The sequence below is a fragment of the Sinosporangium siamense genome (genome assembly GCF_016863435.1).
GTDB classification, from domain to species: domain Bacteria; phylum Actinomycetota; class Actinomycetes; order Streptosporangiales; family Streptosporangiaceae; genus Sinosporangium; species Sinosporangium siamense.
This window is the reverse complement of sequence record NZ_BOOW01000006.1, coordinates 1-13,905: the sequence shown is the minus strand read 5'-3', so window position 1 is coordinate 13,905 and position 13,905 is coordinate 1. Positions and strand designations below refer to the sequence as shown.

At 69.9% G+C, this 13,905-nt stretch carries 13 protein-coding genes; 7 read left to right on the top strand and 6 right to left on the bottom strand.

From position 1 onward, the window contains the following. Window positions 1-205: 205 nt before the first annotated feature. Entirely contained in the window at window positions 206-868 is a 663-nt protein-coding gene (locus tag Ssi02_RS02090) for a response regulator transcription factor (protein ID WP_204020473.1), read from the bottom strand. Beyond that, the gene (locus Ssi02_RS02085; RefSeq protein ID WP_204020471.1) at window positions 865-2,106 is read right to left on the bottom strand and encodes a sensor histidine kinase; all 1,242 of its coding nucleotides are present in this window, start codon (window positions 2,104-2,106) and stop codon (window positions 865-867) included. The genes Ssi02_RS02090 and Ssi02_RS02085 overlap by 4 nt, the downstream gene beginning before the upstream one ends. A gap of 133 nt (window positions 2,107-2,239) precedes the next feature. Between Ssi02_RS02085 and Ssi02_RS02080 the strand changes: the two genes are divergently transcribed. The 5 genes from Ssi02_RS02080 (at window position 2,240) to Ssi02_RS02060 (ending at window position 6,851) form a co-directional block, all read left to right on the top strand. Beyond that, a complete protein-coding gene (locus Ssi02_RS02080; protein WP_204020469.1) occupies window positions 2,240-2,449 on the top strand; it encodes a hypothetical protein in 210 nt (69 codons plus the stop codon). An 8-nt stretch (window positions 2,450-2,457) separates the two neighbouring features. Next, a complete protein-coding gene (locus Ssi02_RS02075) occupies window positions 2,458-2,946 on the top strand; it encodes a PH domain-containing protein (protein ID WP_239128529.1) in 489 nt (162 codons plus the stop codon). Further along, window positions 2,943-4,598 (top strand): PH domain-containing protein, encoded by a 1,656-nt coding sequence (locus tag Ssi02_RS02070; RefSeq protein WP_204020467.1) that lies wholly within the window; start codon window positions 2,943-2,945, stop codon window positions 4,596-4,598. The genes Ssi02_RS02075 and Ssi02_RS02070 overlap by 4 nt, the downstream gene beginning before the upstream one ends. 120 nt (window positions 4,599-4,718) lie before the next feature. Further along, the gene (locus Ssi02_RS02065) at window positions 4,719-6,455 is read left to right on the top strand and encodes a DEDD exonuclease domain-containing protein (protein ID WP_204020465.1); all 1,737 of its coding nucleotides are present in this window, start codon (window positions 4,719-4,721) and stop codon (window positions 6,453-6,455) included. Between the two features lie 108 nt (window positions 6,456-6,563). Next, the gene (locus tag Ssi02_RS02060) at window positions 6,564-6,851 is read left to right on the top strand and encodes an Lrp/AsnC family transcriptional regulator (RefSeq protein WP_204020463.1); all 288 of its coding nucleotides are present in this window, start codon (window positions 6,564-6,566) and stop codon (window positions 6,849-6,851) included. 360 nt (window positions 6,852-7,211) lie between these two features. Here Ssi02_RS02060 and qcrB read toward each other — a convergent pair whose 3' ends face one another. The 4 genes from qcrB to ctaE are packed head-to-tail and all read right to left on the bottom strand — an operon-like array spanning window position 7,212 to window position 11,461. After that, window positions 7,212-8,864: a cytochrome bc1 complex cytochrome b subunit gene (gene qcrB / locus Ssi02_RS02055; RefSeq protein ID WP_204021367.1), complete on the bottom strand. Its 1,653-nt coding sequence runs from the start codon at window positions 8,862-8,864 to the stop codon at window positions 7,212-7,214. A gap of 47 nt (window positions 8,865-8,911) precedes the next feature. Further along, window positions 8,912-10,018, bottom strand: a complete 1,107-nt coding sequence (qcrA, locus tag Ssi02_RS02050; RefSeq protein ID WP_204020461.1) for a cytochrome bc1 complex Rieske iron-sulfur subunit — start codon at window positions 10,016-10,018, stop codon at window positions 8,912-8,914. Then, a complete protein-coding gene (qcrC, locus tag Ssi02_RS02045) occupies window positions 10,015-10,827 on the bottom strand; it encodes a cytochrome bc1 complex diheme cytochrome c subunit (protein ID WP_204020459.1) in 813 nt (270 codons plus the stop codon). The genes qcrA and qcrC overlap by 4 nt, the downstream gene beginning before the upstream one ends. A gap of 16 nt (window positions 10,828-10,843) precedes the next feature. Beyond that, entirely contained in the window at window positions 10,844-11,461 is a 618-nt protein-coding gene (gene ctaE / locus Ssi02_RS02040) for an aa3-type cytochrome oxidase subunit III (protein ID WP_204020457.1), read from the bottom strand. Window positions 11,462-11,657: 196 nt separating this feature from the next. Between ctaE and Ssi02_RS02035 the strand changes: the two genes are divergently transcribed. Continuing rightward, window positions 11,658-12,059 (top strand): type 2 periplasmic-binding domain-containing protein, encoded by a 402-nt coding sequence (locus tag Ssi02_RS02035; RefSeq protein WP_204021366.1) that lies wholly within the window; start codon window positions 11,658-11,660, stop codon window positions 12,057-12,059. 721 nt (window positions 12,060-12,780) lie between these two features. Continuing rightward, window positions 12,781-13,821: an anthranilate phosphoribosyltransferase gene (gene trpD, locus Ssi02_RS02030; protein ID WP_204020455.1), complete on the top strand. Its 1,041-nt coding sequence runs from the start codon at window positions 12,781-12,783 to the stop codon at window positions 13,819-13,821. The last annotated feature ends 84 nt before the right edge of the window (window positions 13,822-13,905 follow it).

The following is a 13,905-nucleotide window of genomic DNA, read 5'->3' as shown; positions in this document are numbered from 1 at the left end:
CGCCGCAGGAAGATCACAGCCCGCTGCTTAAAGATCACCTCTCCCGGCGTGCCCGTGTCCGGCCATCACGACCTTCCGGCGCCGCAGGCGGCTCTAGCCGGATCTCGACCGGAGATCGGCCGGCGCTTCCGTGCCGCGCCCGCGCGAGGCCGCCACCGCCTTGGCCTGCTTTGCCGGATTTCAAACCAGGTCCACCGGAGATCGGCTAGGTCAGCATTCCCGCGTCCTGAACGAGGAGTGCCACCTGCACTCTGTTGTTCAACTCAAGCTTGGTTAAAACCCTCGACACATGGGCCTTGACCGTTGCCACGCTCATGAAGAGCTCCGCCCCGATGTCCGCGTTGGCCTTGCCCTGGCCCACCGCCACGGCCACCTCGCGCTCCCGCTCGCTGAGCCGCCTGAGCAGCTTGCGCGCCCGATCGCGCCGCGAGTCGACCGCGGTCTCCGAGACGTGCGAGATGAGCTGCCGGGTCACCGCCGGCGACAGGATCGGCTCGCCCGCCGCGACCTTGCGGATGGCCGCCACCAGATCCACCGGCGGGGTGTCCTTGAGCAGGAAGCCCGCCGCCCCCGCGCGCAGCGCCCGCAGCACCTGCGCGTCGGCGTGAAACGTCGTGAGCACGATGACCTCGGGCGCCCCCGCCACCGCGCGGAGCCGCTCGGTGGCCGTCAGGCCGTCGACCCTCGGCATGCGGATGTCCATCAGCACGATGTCCGGCCGGTGCCGGGAGACCAGTGCGGGCACCGCGTCGCCGTCGGGGGCCTCCCCCACGACCTCGATGTCGCCGACCCCGGAGAGGATCATCGACAGGCCGGCGCGCACAAGCGCGTCGTCGTCGACGATCAGCACGCTGATGGATGAACTCATGCCGGCCACGGTAGCCACGCCTTCAATGTGAAGTCACCTCCGGGGCCCAGGCCGTGCTCAAGCCTGCCCCCCGCCAACTCGGCCCGCTCGGCCATGCCGATCAGGCCCGTCCCGGTGCCCGGGATCTCCACCACCGGTCCTTGGTCCCGCACGAACCCCTGCATCCGGGAATCAGACCGCCGGCCGGGCACGCGATTGCGCACCTCCGCCGTGAGCCCCTCCCCCGCTCCGCCCGCGACCCGCACCTCGACCGGCTGCCCCTGAGCGTGTTTGCGGGCGTTGGTGAGGGCCTCCTGGACGATGCGGTAGACGTTGCGGCCGAGCACCTCGGGCACCTCGCCCTCCGCCGACATGTCGAACGACACCGGCATGCCCGCCCGCCTGGACTCCTCGATCAGGCCCGGCAGGTCGGCGAGGGTGGGCTGCGGCCGCTCCGGCGCGCCGTCCTCGTCCCCGTGCCGGAGCACGCCGATGACCTGCCGCAGGTCTTGGAGCGCCTGATGCGCGCTGCCCCTGATCGCGCCCGCCGCCCGCGCGATCTCGGCACTCGGCGCGCCGGGGCGGAACTCCAGCGCGCCGGCGTGCAGGCTGAGCAGGGAGATGCGGTGGGCCAGCACATCGTGCATCTCCCTGGCGATGCGCTCGCGCTCCAGGTGCCGGGCACGCTCCTCGCGCAGCTCCGCCTCGACCTCGGCCCGCACCGCCCGCTCGCGCAGCGAGATGACGAGCTGCCTGCGCGCCCGCACGAGCATGCCCCAGGCCACCACCCCGAAGGACACGGTCACCCCGAACACGAACGTGCCCCAGAAATCGAGCTCGGGCTCGGGATAGAGCGCGGAGAAGGGCAGCAGCGCGAGGGCGTGCATCGCCGCGATCGGCGCCACCACCCGGAAGGGCCGGTGCACCGCGAGGGTGAAGACCGACACCATACCCGCGCCCGCGACCCCCTCGAAGACCGCCGACAGCGGCGCCAGGACGAGTGCGAAACCGGCCGGCCAGCGGCGGCGCAACCACACCGCCGCGCAACTCGTGGCCCCCAGCACCTGCTCGGCGAGCATGACGGGCCGGGGCCTCCCGTCCATCTCCATCATGATGACCAAGGTGAGGACGGAGGCCACGAGGAACATCACGATGTCCACCGCCCAGTCCCGCGTGGACCGCCGCACCCGGCCGGACGTGCGCCCGCCGGGCGCGTCGCCGAGCAGTGCGGCAGGCAGCGCCCAGCGGTATTCCAACATGTTTCCCGAGGTTAGGGCCTGCACAAGGGTGCGGGATACCGACCAAAGTCGATGGCCGCAGGCGACCTTGGACATCCGCCCGCGACCCGAAGGCCGACGCGCTGCACCGCCCGCCCCCGCGACGCTGAACACCATGAAAGTCTTCCTTGAGCTTCTCGGGGTGCTGTTCATCGTCCAGGCCGTCGGCGGCCTGTTCAGCAACCTGTGGGGCGGTTCCAGAAGCTGGTTCCTTGTGAACTACCTGAGCTTCCTCGACGGATACGAAGTCTTCGCCAGCATCGTCATCGGCGTGCTGGGGCTCACCCTGTGCCTCGCCGGGGCCGGCAAGAAGAAGCAGAGCTGAGGAACACCTTGAACGAGCTCCGACTGCGGCAACCCCGGCACTCGGCCGACCCGCGCGCGGTCCGCTACTGGACGGTCGACGCGGTGATCGGCGCGGTCGTCGTGGTCGTGCCCCTCGCCGTGGCCTACCAACTCACCGGCCGGCCCGCCGCGCTCGGGGCGGCGGCCGCCGGCGCGGCGGTCCTCGCCGTCGCGCTGACCGTGTTCGCCCCCCGCGTCTACTACCGCGCCGTGCGCTGGGAGGTCACCGACGAGGCCGTCTACACACGCTCGGGCCTCATGGTGCGCACCTGGCGGGCCGCGCCGCTGTCCCGCGTGCAGACCGTGGACACCGTCCGCGGACCGCTCCAGCGACACTTCGGCCTGGCCGACGTGACGGTCACCACGGCCTCTGCCGCGGGCGCGCTCAAGATCCGGGGCCTCGACCACGAGGAAGCCGCCCGCCTCGCCGAACAGCTCACCCTGCTCACCCAGGCGACCCCCGGGGACGCGACATGAGCGACACGTACCGAACGTCCCGGCAGGCCGACCCACGTGAGGGCGAACCCCGGGGACACGACATGAACGGCCCGTACCAAACAACCCAGCAGGCCGACCCGCGTGAGGGCGAACCCCGGGGACACGAGCCCGGCTGGGAGCGTGTCGACCGGCGGACCGCCGCCGTGTCCGCTGTGTACTCGCTCGCCGTGGTCGCGCCCATCGTCCTCGCGATGAGCAAGTTCCTCGCCGACCGGGATGTGCCCCCCGCCGGCATCGTCGCCGCGAATGCCGCCACCGCGCTGCTCGTCATCGGCGCCACCGTCGCCTACGACGTGGTCAGATGGCGCAAAACCGTCTTCCGCGTGACCGCCGGCCGGGTCGAGCAGCGCTCGGGCGTCTTCGTCCGCACACACCTGTCGATCCCCCGCGACCGGATACGCAGCGTGGACATCACCGCCGATCCCGTCCGCCGCGTCCTCGGCCTCGCCACCGTGACCGTCGGGAGCGGCGAGCACGCCGGTGCGGAAGGCTCCGAACTGCGCCTCGACCCCCTCACGAAGGACCGGGCCGAGGAGCTCCGCCGTACGCTCCTCGACCGCGGGGAGCGGTCCCGGCAGGAGCAGTCCGCCGAGGGCGACCCCGCGCTCGCGACCCTGCGGTGGAGCTGGGTGCGGTTCGCGCCGCTGACCGTGTGGTCGCTGGTCGGAGCGCTGGTGGCGGCGGGAGCCGTCTACAAGGCACTCGACTTGATCGGGCTGAACCTCCTCTCGTGGGACGTGACCCGGCGGATATGGCAGGAGCTCCAGGAGATGCCGCTCTGGGTGGCGGTCCTGCTCGTCGCGGGCGCCGCGACCGCCGTCGGCACACTCGGCGCGCTGGCTCTCTTCGCCGAGACCTGGGCGGGTTACCGGCTGGAGCGCGAAGCCGGTGGAACGCTCCGGGTGCGGCGCGGACTCCTGACCCGCAAATCCCTCTCCCTGGAGGAGCGCAGACTGCGCGGCGTCGAGATCGCCGAACCCCTCCTGCTGCGCACCGGCGGCGGCGCCCGCGTCCGCGTGGTCGCGACCGGCCTCGGCGCCCCCCGCGAGGACCAGCACGAGCAGGTCGACGCGCTCACACCGCCCATGCCCCGGGCGACCGCCCGCCTCGTCGCCGCCCACGTCCTCCGCACCGATCCCGCCGCGGCCTTCGACCGCCTCTCCCCCCACCCTCCCGCGGCCCGCCGGCGCCGCTACTTCACGGCCCTGGTGTGCACGGGGCTCGGCTTCGTGGCCGTCGCCGTACTCGACACGCTGTTCACCTGGACACCCGCCTGGGCCTGGGCCGTGCCCGCCCTCACGGCCCCCGTCGCCCTCGCCCTGGCCACCGGCGCCTATCGGGGGCTGGGGCACGGCCTGACCGGCCGCCATCTGATCGTGCGCTCGGGCGTCCTGGCCCGCCGTACGGTGGCCCTGGACAGAGCGGGCGTCATCGGCTGGCAGATCAGCCGGTCCCCGCTCCAGCGCCGCTCCGGCCTCCTGACCATCCGGGCCACGACTGCCGCGGGCAAAGGCGTCTACGAACTCGCCGACGTCGGCACCGACCAGGGCCTCACCTTGGCCGCGGCGGCGGTCCCGGGCCTCCTGTCCCCCTTCGTGGAACGCACCGGGCCTCCGCCTCCGGGAGGCTGACCCGGGGGTGCCGATGATCACGACCAGTCGCGCGAGCCCGCAGGACAAGGAGCGGGAGAAGGTCATGCCTATGGGGCATGAAGTGCGATCTCCTCCCTAATCTTGTCGGTGACGGCTTCTATGGTCTTGGTCGTGGACGCGGTACAGGGCACATTCGAAGACCTGGGCACACCCCTCAGCGACATCACTTTTGTCGTCTTCGATCTTGAGACGACGGGCGGGTCGGCCGCCGAGCACGCCGTCACCGAGATCGGCGCCGTCAAGGTGCGCGGAGGCGAGGTGCTCGGTGAGCTCGCGACGCTCGTCGATCCCGGCGGGCCCATTCCGCCGTTCATCTCGGTGCTCACCGGCATCACCGACGCGATGGTCGTGGCCGCGCCCAAGATGGAGTCGGTTCTGCCGAGTTTCCTGGAGTTCATCCGGGGGGCGACGCTGGTGGCGCACAACTCCCCGTTCGACATGGGGTTCATCAAGGCCGCGTGCGCCGCACACGGCTACCCTCCGCCGAACAACCCGGTGCTCGACACGGTCGACCTGGCCCGGCGCCTGCTGACCCGCGACGAGACGCCCAACTGCAAGCTCGCCACCCTCGCCCGGCTTTTCCGCAGCTCATCCGAGCCGTGCCACCGGGCGCTCGCCGACGCGCGGGCCACGGTCGACGTGCTCCACGGGCTGATCGGCAGGGCCGGGTCGTTCGACGTGCACACGCTGGAGGAGCTGCACTCGTTCGTGCGGGCGCCGACCCCCGAGCAGCGGCGCAAGCGCCACCTGGCCGATCTTGTGCCGCACGCGCCGGGCGTCTACGTGTTCGAGGACGCGCGGGGCGAGGCGCTCTACATCGGCAAGAGCACCAACCTGCGCAACCGCGTCCGCTCCTATTTCACCGCGAGCGAGACGAGGTCCCGCATCCGCGAGATGATCGGCATCGCCGAGCGTGTGCGTCCCATCGTGTGCGCGACGCCGCTTGAGGCCGAGGTCCGCGAGCTGCGTCTCATCGGGGCGAGCAAACCGCGTTACAACCGCAAGTCCCGCTTTCCGGAGAAGGTCGTGTGGCTCAAGCTCACCGACGAGCTGTTCCCCCGCCTTTCGATCGTGCGCGAGGTGAAGGACGACCGGGCGACCTATCTCGGCCCGTTCGGCAGCACCCGCCTGGCCGAGGACGCGCGGGCGGCATTGCACGAGGCCGTGCCGCTGCGGCAGTGCACCGAGCGCCTCACCGCGCGCACCACACGGTCCGCCTGCGTGCTGGCCGGCATGGGCCGCTGCGGTGCGCCCTGCGAGGGAGGCGAGACCCCCGCCGTCTACAACGCGCACGTCGAGGCCGCCAGAGCGGCGATGACCGTCGACGCAGGGCCGGTGTTCCGCGCGGTCGAGGCCCGCATGGAGCGCCTGTCGGCCGAGCGGCGCTATGAGGAGGCCGCCGTCGACCGCGACCGGCTGGCCGCATATGTGCGCACAGCCGCGCGCATGCAGCGGCTGGCCTCGCTCACCCGCCTCCCCCACCTCGTCGCCGCCTCCCCCTCTTTCAACGGCGGCTGGGAGATCCATGTCATCCGGCACGGCAGGCTCACCGCGGCGGGTGTCATGCCGAAGGGCGCCCATCCCGTGCCCTACGTCGACGCCCTGGTCGCGACCGCCGAGACCGTCGTCCCCGGCCCCGGCCCGACCCCCGCGGCGAGCGCCGAGGAGACCGAATGCGTCCTGCGGTGGCTGGAGGCCCCCGGGGTCCGGCTGGTGCAGGTCGACGGCGACTGGTCCCTGCCCGCCCGCGGCGCCGCCCGCCTCAAGGCCCGCATCGACCTCGCCTACGAGCCGCGGCACCGGCCCCGCTCCCGCGAGGGCCGCCCCCTACGCTAGAAGTGAGGCTCCGGCCCGCGATGACACCCGCCCCACCGGGGTGTTAAAACAGACCACACTCGCTCGTGCACCCCAGTTCACGAGCATCGCTCAATATCAGGAGGAAGCGTGGTCACGGCCATCGTCCACATCAACGCCGAAGTGGACCGCATCCAGGAGATCGCCCAGACCATCGCGGCCCTCGACGAGGTCAGCGAGGTTTACTCGATCACCGGCGAATACGACCTGCTGGCGATGGTGCGCGTGGGAGCCTACGAGCAGGTGGCCGAGGTGATCCCCGGCCGCATCAACAAGATCCCCGGCGTGCTCGACACGGTGACCCACCTGGCCTTCCGCACCTACTCCCGCCACGACCTGGACGCCGCCTTCTCTCTGGGCCTGCCCGAGTCCGACTGACCCCGGCCGCCCTCCCCCGGCCTTCCGGGCCGCCATCCCCGCATGACCGCCGAGATCGAGTTCCGGGCGGTGCCGGCGGGCTTCCAAGGGTATTCGCGGGTGACCGGCCGACGGCGAGCAGCAAACCGGGACCTTCCCATGCTCCCCCAACCGGACAACCACGGCCCGCCGGGTCGATCCGTACGGCACAGCGATGTGAGCGGGCGTGATCTGGCGGCAGCCGATCTCCGACGCCGCCCTCCCCGGCCTTCCCGATGCGGATCGGGGAACCGGCGAGCCACCGGAAATGCGAATGGGCCAGGACATCTCAGATGTCCTGGCCCACTGCTGTGGCGGAGCTTCAGCGGTCAGCCGACGGGGTCACTTCTTGTCGTTCGAGTGCCCGCCGTCACCGGCGCCGATCGCGGCGTGCTCGCCGTGGTCGTCGTGGTGACCGTGGCCGTCGTCGATGGCGACCTTCTCGCCGCCGTAGGCGCGGCTCATCTTCGCCCGGAGCTTGCCGATGGGGCCGCGGAGGGCCTTCGGCGGGACGCCCTCGGGCTCAGCCTCGCCGTCCCCGGCGCCGGGCAGCATCGCGACGGGACGTTTGCCGAGCATGTGGTCGGCGATGTCGTCGGCGGGCGGCACGTGGATCTCGATGTATTCACCGCTCGGCAGGCGCTTGATGACGCCCGACTCGACACCGTGCCCGATCACTTCGGCGTCCTTGCGCTGGAGGCCGATGCAGATCGAGTAGGTGACGATGTAGGTGACCACCGGGAGCACGAAGACCAGGACCCGGCCGACGATCGTGGTGACGAACAGCGAGATCTGGAACTTCGCCGAGATCTCGTCGTTGGCGCCCAGCAACCAAAGGAGGCCGTAGAACGAGATCGCCGCCATGCCGATCGAGGTGCGGTGCGGGTTGTTGCGGGGGCGGTCGCACACGTGGTGCTCACGCCGGTCGCCTGTAACCCACTGTTCCAGGAACGGATAGAGCGCCAACCCGGTCATGATGATGCCCAAGGGCAGCAGCGCCGGGATGATCACGCTCAAGGGCAACGTATAGCCGAGGAAGTTGATCTCCCATGCGGGCATCAGTCGCAGCGAGCCTTCGAGGAAGCCCATGTAGAAGTCAGGCTGCGAACCCGCCGAGATGTCCGCCGGCGTATAGGGACCGAACAGCCAGATCGGGTTGATCTGCGCGAAGGTCCCCAGACCCGCGGTGACCGCGAACGTGAACAGGAAGTACGCGCCGGCCTTGGCCATGAAGGCGGGGTAGAACGGCGCACCGACCACGTTGGTGTTCTTGCGGTCCTTGCCGGGCATCTGCGTGTGCTTCTGCACCCACATCAGGATCATGTGGGCGGAGATGAGCGCCAGCAGGATGCCGGGGATCAGCAGCACGTGCAGGGTGAAGAACCTGGAGATGATGTCCGTGCCAGGGTATTCACCGCCGAACAGGAAGAAGGTGATGTAGCTACCGACCAGCGGCAGCGAGATCATCACACCTTCCGTGATGCGCAGACCGGCGCCCGAGAGCAGGTCGTCCGGCAGCGAGTAGCCGGTCAGACCCTCGACCAGCGCCAGGGTGAGCAGCAGGATGCCGATCAGCCAGTTGAGCTCGCGCGGCTTGCGGTACGCACCGGTGAAGAACACCCGGAGCATGTGCACCATCATGCCCGCGACGAACAGGAGGGCCGCCCAGTGGTGCATCTGCCTCATCAGCAGACCACCCCGGACCTCGAGGCTGATGTGCAGCGACGAGGCGTAGGCCTCCGACATGCCGACGCCCTTGAGCGGCTCGTAGACGCCGTCGTAGACGACGTGAGCCATGCTGGGCTTGAACCAGAACGTGAGGAACGTGCCGGTCAGCAGCAGGATGATGAACGAATAGAGCGCGATCTCCCCCAGCAGGAACGACCAGTGGTCGGGGAAGATCTTGCGCAGGTTGCGCTTGAGGAAGTTGCCGGCGCCAAGACGGTCGTCGAGGTAGGTGCTGACCCCTGCGATCGCCTTCGGCGTCTCGGTGATGCTCGGCTGATGAACCGTGCTCTTCTCATTGATGCCGATCTTCGCGCTCACGCGTGACCTCCCCTCGCGCGGACCTCCGCCTCGGCGTCGCCGCGTTCCCAGAAGCTCGGCCCCGGCGGAACGGGGAAGTCACCCTTGGCGACCAGGAATCCCTCGGAGTCAACCCCGAGCGGGAGCTGAGGCAGCGGTCGCGCCGCAGGACCAAAGATTACCTTCGCACCGTCGGCCGCGTCGAATGTGGACTGGTGGCACGGGCAGAGGATGTGGTGGGTCGTCTGCTCGTAGAGCGCCGCGGGGCAACCCACGTGGGTGCAGATCTTGGAGTAGGCGATGATGCCGTCGTGAGTCCAGTTGAGGTTCGTGCCGGACTTGATGACCTCCGGCCGAAGCTTGATCAGGATCAGCGTGGACTTCGCCAGTTCGTTCAGGTCGTGCTGGTATTCCTCGGGCACCACCGACAGGATGCCGCCGGGCGAGTTGAAGTCGGCGGCGCGGATCGGCGCCCCCGTGCCCTCGACCAGAAGCCTGCGGTCCTTGCCGGCCTTGGTCTTCTTGCCCCACACGGTGTGGCGAAGCGCGGTGCCGGGCAGCGGGCCGAGGTCGCGCAGCAGCACGATCGGCAGCAGGCCCAGCGGCGCGGCGGCCAGGAGCAGAGTGCGGCGGAGCAGCTTGCGCTTGACGAACCCGCTCTCCTCCGCGCCCTGCAGGAAGGTCTCGGCGACGACCTCGCGGGTCGCGGGCTCCGAGGCCATCTCGTGGCGCTCCTGGAACAGGGTGTACTTCGGCATCACCATGCGCACCCAGACCACGACGCCGGCGGCCAGCGCGAGGAAGGCCAGAGTCAGCGTGCCGCCGAGTGCGAGGTTCGAGGCGCCGGCCTTGTCGAGGTCGCCGACCTGGAAGATCACGTAGGAGGCGATGAAGCCGATCGCGGAGAGGAAGGTGATCACGAAGCAGAGAGCGGCGATGCGCTCCCCCTTCTTCGCGGTCTTCTCGTCCTGGAACTTCACGCCGGGCATGGGACCCGGCCCCTGCGCGGTCCTCTCCTCTGCGGCGCCCAGCAGGGAGGTGCTCTCCGCGGGTGGGGGTGTCCCGATGACGCGCTTGGGAACGCGCTCGTCGGGAGCCTCGGGCTCGTGTGAGTTCTCAGTCATGACTTCTTCTGTCGCCTCTTCGCGGTGATCCAGATGGCGGCGAGTACTAGCAGGCTGATGCCCACGACCCACAGGGCGAGACCCTCGGTCACCGGGCCGATGCGCCCGAGGCCGAAGCCACCCGGGTCCTTCTGACCACGGACCTCGACGATGTAGGCGATCATGTCCCGCTTCTGCTCGGGGGTGATCGTACTGTCGTTGAACGGCGGCATGGCCTGCGGGCCGGTGACCATCGCCTCGTAGATCTGCTTAGGAGTCGACGAGTTGAGGTCGGGTGCGTACTTACCCTCGGTCAGCGCGCCACCGGCGCCGACGAAGTTGTGGCACTGGATGCAGTTGGCCCGGAACAACTCGCCACCCTTGGCGGAGTTGCCCTTGGCCGGGTCGACCGCGTCGTCGCTGGGGACGGCCGGGCCACCACCCTTGGACTGCACATATGCCGCGAGCTGCCTGATGGTGGTCTCGTTGACCCAGGGGTATTTCTGCTTCCTCGGCGCCTGCGCACCGGGCTGGGCCGCGGGCATGCGCCCGCTGCTGACCTGGAAGTCCACGGCCGCCGCACCGACACCGACCAGCGTGGGGCCGGTCTTGGTGCCCTCGAGGTTGAGGCCGTGGCAACTCGCACAGGACTGCTCGAAAAGCTTTTTGCCCGCCGCGACGTCGTCGACCTTGCCCGACGCGATCGCCGCGTCCGCACTCTGCCCAGCCGGCGCGGCGACGGTATAGACGCCGCCGAGCAGGGCGAGAGCGAAAAGCAGGACGGCGTATCTCGCGAGGGGATGCCGCCGCCGAGCGGTGATCCTATTCACAGAGATCCCGTTCCGATCAGTGGATGATGTAGATGGTCGCGAAGAGGCCGATCCAGACCACGTCCACGAAGTGCCAGTAGTAGGACACGACAATCGCGCTGGTCGCCTGCTCATGGGTGAAGCGCTTCGCGGCGTACGTGCGTCCCAGCATGAAGAGGAACGCGATCAGTCCACCGGTCACGTGGAGGCCGTGGAAGCCCGTGGTCAGGTAGAACACCGAGTCATATGCAGAGTGCTGCATCGTGTGTCCGTGGCTGACCAGCTCACCGTACTCATAGAGCTGACCGCCGACGAAGACGGAACCCATGAGGAAGCTGACGATATACCAGAAGCGGAGCTTGGCCACCTGGCCTTTCTCCGCCGCCCATACACCAAGCTGACAGGTCACGCTGGACAGGACCAGAATGATCGTGTTCACCGTTGCGAACGGGATATTGAGGTGAGCCTCGGGCCACGGAAGGCCCTCGCTCAGGCTCACTGACCGGATCGTGAAGTACATCGCGAACAGCGCCGCGAAGAACATGAGCTCAGAGGACAGCCACACGATCGTCCCCACGCTGACCAGATTGGGTCGGCGCGAGGCATGTGCCGTCGTCGTCGTTGTAGTTGCGGATGCTGTCGCCACGGGCAGCATTATTGCGGCTCTCCTGGTCGGGTCGCCGCACGACCCCCCGTTAGGCAGCCCCAAGACGTCCGAAATGCCCAGAATGCAGCTAATCAGGCGGTGAATACCTCCGGCCTGGGTATCCAACCCTGACGACCGGTACGATCCTGAGTTGACCCTACCTCCACAAGCGATAGTGAGCGCGACCGTGAGCAGCGACCACGCGATGAAGGTCCTCGTCTACAGCGACGACGCCTCGACCCGTGAGAAGGTACGGCTGGCGATCGGCAGAAGGCCGGCTGCCGACGTGCCACGCGCGGAAGTCGTCGAGTGCGCCACCCAGGCCAAAGTGATCCAACTCCTCGACAGCGGCGAGATCGACGTGGCCGTGCTCGACGGGGAGGCCCAGCCCGCCGGCGGCATGGGCGTGGCCCGCCAGGCCAAGGACGAGGTCTTCGACTGCCCCCCGATCTGCCTGATCATCGCTCGCCGCGACGACCGTTGGCTCGCCAATTGGTCCCGCGCCGACGCCGTGGTGCCCCAGCCTCTCGACCCCATGGTCGTGGCCGACACCATCGCGGGCCTCATGCGCACCCGCGCGGCCTCCCGCCTGCCCAGCAACCACTGACCCTCTTCGAGCCCAGGTCGCCTCACCGCACCACCGCACCCGCGGATCCACCTGTGAGGCGGCCAGGGCTCTTCCATGTCCCCCGTCTCCCCCGTCACAACCTGACGCGTCCGCAGGTCGCTTCGCACACCTCATTCCGGGTGTGGCCGGGAATCCCCGGGGAAACACAGGTCACCCCGGCCCCCGCAACACCGCACAGGCAGGCACGGCACGGGCGGGCACGGCACGGGCGGGCACGGCACGGGCGGGCACGGCACGGGCGGGCACGGCACGGGCGGGCACGGCACAGGCGGGCACGGCACAGGCGGGCACGGCACAGGCGGGCACGGCACAGGCAGGCACGGCACAGGCGGGCACGGCACAGGCAGGCACGGCACGGCACCGGTGAAACGCGGTGCTCGACGGCACCGCGCTCAAAGAGGGCGGCGGCTCCAAGAGGGCGGCGAAAGCGGGGCGCTCGGCAGACCCGGCCGGACGACGGCTCCGCCGTACCGCTCGCCGATGGAATCGTGCTCCGGCGGCCCGCAGATCCGCAACGCAACTGAGACCTTCACCGCGGTTTGCGGCACCCCGATCGACCCCTTACGGGTAGATGCGCTGCGATACCGGCAAGATCCTTCCAGGCCGGCGGGCGTGGCGCCGCCTGTCGCCGGGAGGCGCGGCGGGGCCGGACACCATAGGATTGGTCGCCTCGAAGACCGCACCCAGACCTGGAGATCCCATGCACGCGCGCACCACCTGGCCCGCGCTGTTGTCGGCCCTGCTCTCGGGAGAGCATCTGACCACCGATGAGACGGCCTGGGCGATGAAGGAGGTCATGTCGGGCGCGGCGACGCCGGTGCAGATCGCGGCGTTCGCGGTGGCGATCCGGGCCAAGGGTGAGACCGTCGACGAGGTGGTCGGTCTGGCGCGCACCATGCTGGAGTTCGCGACGCCGCTCAAGGTCGAGGGGCGCGTGGTCGACATCGTCGGCACCGGCGGAGACCGCGCCCACACGGTCAACGTGTCGACCATGGCGGCCATCGTCATGGCGGCGGCGGGCGCCCGGGTGATGAAGCACGGCAACCGTGCGGCGTCCTCCTCTTGCGGGGCCGCCGACGTGCTCGAATATCTCGGCGTGCGGCTCGACCACTCCCCCGAGGCGACGGCGAAGGTCGCGGAGGAGGCGGGCATCGCCTTCTGCTTCGCACCGGTTTATCACCCCGCGCTGCGTTTCGCGGGGCCGGTGCGCAAGGAGGTCGGGGTGCCGACGTTCTTCAACTTCCTCGGCCCGCTCTGCAACCCCGCCCGGCCCGCCGCTCAGGCGGTGGGGGTCTATGACGCGCGCATGCTCCCGGTCATGGCCGGCGTCTTCGCCGAGCGGGGGGTGTCCGCGCTGGTCTTCCGGGGCGACGACGGCCTCGACGAGCTGACCACGGCGACGACCTCGACCGTCTACGTCGTGCGTGACGGCAGGGCCGTCAAGACCTCGTTCGACCCCGCGGTGCTCGGCATCCCGAGGTCCGGCGTAGACGCCCTGCGCGGCGGTGACGTCGCGTTCAACGCCAAGGCCGTCCACGACACGATGAGCGGGGTGAAGGGGCCCGTGCGCGACGCCGTGCTCCTCAACGCGGCGGCGGGCCTCGTCGCCTACGACGGTGTCGGCGACGACCTGGACGCCGCGATGACCGCCGCCCACGCGCGCGCCGCCCAGGCCGTCGACTCCGGCGCGGCGGCCGCCACCCTCGACCGCTGGGTCAAGGTCAGCGCCGCCCAGAGCTGACCCCCGTGTGGCGGCCCCACGGGCCGCCACACCCGGCTCACAACGGCGAAGCGGTCGCGGCCAGCGAAAACACGCCCAGCCGAC

Coding starts and splice junctions, on each gene's coding strand:
- Ssi02_RS02090 (WP_204020473.1), bottom strand. CDS start 868: ATGAGTTCATCCATCAGCGTGCTGATCGTCGACGACGACGCGCTTGTG.
- Ssi02_RS02085 (WP_204020471.1), bottom strand. CDS start 2,106: ATGTTGGAATACCGCTGGGCGCTGCCTGCCGCACTGCTCGGCGACGCG.
- Ssi02_RS02080 (WP_204020469.1), top strand. CDS start 2,240: ATGAAAGTCTTCCTTGAGCTTCTCGGGGTGCTGTTCATCGTCCAGGCC.
- Ssi02_RS02070 (WP_204020467.1), top strand. CDS start 2,943: ATGAGCGACACGTACCGAACGTCCCGGCAGGCCGACCCACGTGAGGGC.
- Ssi02_RS02065 (WP_204020465.1), top strand. CDS start 4,719: ATGGTCTTGGTCGTGGACGCGGTACAGGGCACATTCGAAGACCTGGGC.
- qcrA (WP_204020461.1), bottom strand. CDS start 10,018: ATGACTGAGAACTCACACGAGCCCGAGGCTCCCGACGAGCGCGTTCCC.
- ctaE (WP_204020457.1), bottom strand. CDS start 11,461: ATGCTGCCCGTGGCGACAGCATCCGCAACTACAACGACGACGACGGCA.
- Ssi02_RS02035 (WP_204021366.1), top strand. CDS start 11,658: ATGAAGGTCCTCGTCTACAGCGACGACGCCTCGACCCGTGAGAAGGTA.
- trpD (WP_204020455.1), top strand. CDS start 12,781: ATGCACGCGCGCACCACCTGGCCCGCGCTGTTGTCGGCCCTGCTCTCG.